Source organism: Streptomyces sp. NPDC055078 (genome assembly GCF_053607985.1).
In genome coordinates this window covers 1-3,290 of the sequence record NZ_JBSGUP010000813.1, presented here as the reverse complement: position 1 = coordinate 3,290, position 3,290 = coordinate 1, and the positions used below count along the sequence as shown (strand labels likewise).

General features: G+C 72.1%; 3 protein-coding genes. 2 read left to right on the top strand and 1 reads right to left on the bottom strand.

Annotation, left to right across the window (positions count from 1 at the left end):
• Positions 1 to 269: 269 nt before the first annotated feature.
• Positions 270 to 539, top strand: coding sequence for a hypothetical protein (locus tag ACWF94_RS37105; RefSeq protein WP_453499103.1), 270 nt, complete (start codon positions 270 to 272; stop codon positions 537 to 539).
• A 176-nt stretch (positions 540 to 715) separates the two neighbouring features.
• On the opposite strand, the gene ACWF94_RS37100 is transcribed toward ACWF94_RS37105, so the two are convergent.
• On the bottom strand, positions 716 to 1,441 hold the full coding sequence (locus ACWF94_RS37100) for a ferritin-like fold-containing protein (protein ID WP_453499101.1): 726 nt from the start codon (positions 1,439 to 1,441) through the stop codon (positions 716 to 718).
• Between the two features lie 387 nt (positions 1,442 to 1,828).
• Between ACWF94_RS37100 and ACWF94_RS37095 the strand changes: the two genes are divergently transcribed.
• Positions 1,829 to 3,290 (top strand): DEAD/DEAH box helicase (locus tag ACWF94_RS37095; protein WP_453499099.1); only part of this gene is annotated, 1,462 nt, incomplete at its 3' end.

The following is a 3,290-nucleotide window of genomic DNA, read 5'->3' as shown; positions in this document are numbered from 1 at the left end:
GGTCGGTACCGTTCGGGGTTCCGGTGCCGGACGGGTTCCGGTGCCGGGGGGCGGAGGGTGGTCCGGGCTTCGCGGACGCGCGCGCTCCGGCTCCGCGGCCGGGCGCGTTCCGGCTCCGCGGCCGGGCGCGTTCCGGCTCCGCGGCCGGGCGCGTTCCGGCTCCGCGGCCGGGCGTGTTCACCTCTCACGGAGGGTTGTTCCCGGTGACCGCAGGGTAGTACGGGCTACGACCCCATTGCCCGTACCGGCGTCCCGCGAGGTGATCAGCAGTGCTGCTGGAAGCGCTCGGTTCCGCTCTGCTCGGTCTGGCCCTCGCCTGGGCCGCCGACCGCCGACTCGCCGGGCGGCTGCCCGCCCGCCGTGTGGTCTTCCTCACGGGACCGCTCGGGGCCGTCTTCGGCGCCTATGTGACCCATGAGGCGCTGGGCCCGGGGCATCCGCTGTGGACCCTGGTGGGCGCGCTGCTGATCGGGGCGGTCCTGCTCTCGCTGCTGCTGCGGCCGACCGCGCGCCGGTTGCGCGGCGCGGTCCCCCTCTGACCCGGCGGCGGTGTGTACGGCCCCGTGCGTACGGCCCCGGGGGCGCCGCGCGGTCGGGCCGCGAAGCCGCCCAGCCGTATGGTGCGCGGTCAGGGCAAGAGCCCAGCAGCGCCATCCGCGCCCCAGTGCCCGGTCGGGCGACGAACCACGGCCGCGCGATCCGCCCTGGTGCCCGGTCAGGCCGCGAGGCCCAGCGCCGCCATCCGCTTGGTGTGGGCCTTGGTGATCCGGGAGAACATCTCGCCGACCGCCGCCAGATCGAAGCCGTCCGCCACACCGCCCACCAGCATCGTGGAGAGCGCGTCGCGCTCCGCCACCACCCGCTGGGCCTGGGAGAGCGCCTCGCCCATCAGCCTGCGTGCCCACAGCGCGAGCCGGCCGCCGAGCCGGGGATCGGCCTCGATGGCGGCACGCACCTTCTCCACGGCGAAGTTGCCGTGACCGGTGTCATCGAGCACCGCGAGCACCAGGGCGCGGGTGTCGGAGTCGAGGCGGGCGGCCACCTCGCGGTAGAAATCGCTGGCGATCGAGTCGCCGACGTACGCCTTCACCAGGCCCTCCAGCCAGTCGGACGGCGCGGTCTGGCGGTGGAAGTCGTCCAGCGCCTGGGCGAAGGGCTCCATCGCGGCGGTCGGCTCGGCCTCGATGGCGGTGATCCGGTCGCGCAGCCGCTCGAAGTGGTGGAACTCCGCGGAGGCCATCTTCGCCAGCTCCGCCTTGTCGGCGAGGGTCGGCGCGAGCTTGGCGTCCTCGGCGAGCCGTTCGAAGGCGGCCAGCTCTCCGTAGGCGAGCGCCCCGAGAAGATCGACGACGGCCGCGCGGTACTGGGGGTCGGCGGACGCCGCGGCCCAGTCCTGGGCGGCGATCCCGGTGTGTTCAGTGGCGTTGTCAGACGTCTCCATGAAGCGCACAATAGCCCGCTCGCCGGGGGTCGTACGGGCCTGGTCAGCCGGGCCGGAGAGTCCCCGCCGAGCCGCCACAACCACGGTTCCTACGAATTCGCCCAACACACATGCGCGAATCCGGGGTACAGTGGTAATGCGCCTGCTGAGCGTTTGGGTTTGCTCGGCGGGCGATCACAGTGTTTGAACAGTGTTTGAATCGAAGGATCCTTTCCTTCTGCCCCCATGTGGATGCCCGGTCGGTGGCACGATCGGCTCCGAACCGACCGCCCTCCACGCGGGCCGTGCGCTCTGTCGTACGACCGCAGATGAGGGGCCCCCTCAGCGGCACGAGCGCTCGAGCGACGGCAGTGGTCCCGCGCCATCCGGCCAACCCACGGCCGGCCCATGTACGTGCGGTACGACCCCCAGCGTTCGCCTCGCGCCGCGTCTCACAGAAGAGGCAACACCCTGACTACGCAGCCCACGACTTTCCGGGATCTCGGGATCCTGGCCGAAACAGCCGAAGCACTCGAAGCTGTCGGCATTCTGTCCCCCTTCCCCATTCAGGAGATGACGCTCCCCGTCGCGCTCTCCGGCACCGATGTGATCGGCCAGGCCAAGACCGGCACCGGCAAGACCCTCGGTTTCGGCCTGCCGCTCCTGGAGCGAGTGACCGTCCCGGCGGACGTCGAGGCGGGCCGGGCGAAGCCCGAGCAGCTCACCGACGCGCCGCAGGCGCTCGTCGTCGTCCCCACCCGCGAGCTGTGCACGCAGGTCACCAATGACCTGCTCACCGCCGGCAAGGTGCGGAACGTCCGGGTGCTCGCGATCTACGGCGGTCGCGCCTACGAGCCTCAGGTGGAGGCACTCCGCAAGGGCGTCGACGTGATCGTCGGCACGCCCGGGCGGCTCCTCGACCTGGCCGGCCAGAAGAAGCTCGACCTGTCCAAGGTGCGGGCGCTCGTCCTCGACGAGGCCGACGAAATGCTCGACCTGGGCTTTCTGCCCGACGTCGAGAAGATCATCCAGCTCCTGCCGGCGCGGCGCCAGACGATGCTGTTCTCGGCGACGATGCCGGGCGCGGTCATCGGACTCGCCCGCCGCTATATGACACAGCCCACGCATATCCGCGCGACCGCGCCGGACGACGAGGGCGCGACCGTCGCGAACATCACCCAGCGGGTGTATCGCGCGCACTCCATGGACAAGCCCGAGATGGTCTCCCGGATCCTCCAGGCCGATGGCCGCGGACTCGTGATGGTCTTCTGCCGTACGAAGCGGACGGCGGCGGACATCGCGGAGCAGCTCGCCCGCCGCGGGTTCGCCTCCGGCGCGGTCCACGGCGACCTGGGGCAGGGCGCGCGCGAGCAGGCCCTGAGGGCATTCCGCAACGGCAAGGTGGACGTCCTGGTCTGCACCGATGTCGCCGCGCGCGGCATCGATGTCGAGGGTGTCACCCATGTCATCAACTACCAGTCGCCGGAGGACGAGAAGACCTACCTCCACCGCGTGGGCCGCACCGCCCGCGCCGGTGCGTCCGGTACGGCGGTGACGCTGGTGGACTGGGACGACATCCCGCGCTGGCAGCTGATCAACAAGGCGCTGGACCTGGGGTTCCACGACCCGGTCGAGACGTACTCCACCTCGCCGCACCTCTTCGAGGAGCTGAGCATCCCGCCGGGCACCAAGGGTGTGCTGCCCCGGGCCGAGCGGACCCGGGCGGGTCTGTCGGCGGAGGAGGTCGAGGACCTGGGCGAGACGGGCGGCCGTGGCCGTCGGTCCGCCCCGGTGGAGGAGCGCCCGGCGCGCGCCGCCAGGCCGCCGCGCCAGCGCCGCCGCACCAGGGCGGGGACGCCGACCACCGAGC

Excerpts from the sequence above, each read along its gene's own strand:
- ACWF94_RS37100 (WP_453499101.1), bottom strand. The coding sequence starts at position 1,441 with ATGGAGACGTCTGACAACGCCACTGAACACACCGGGATCGCCGCCCAG.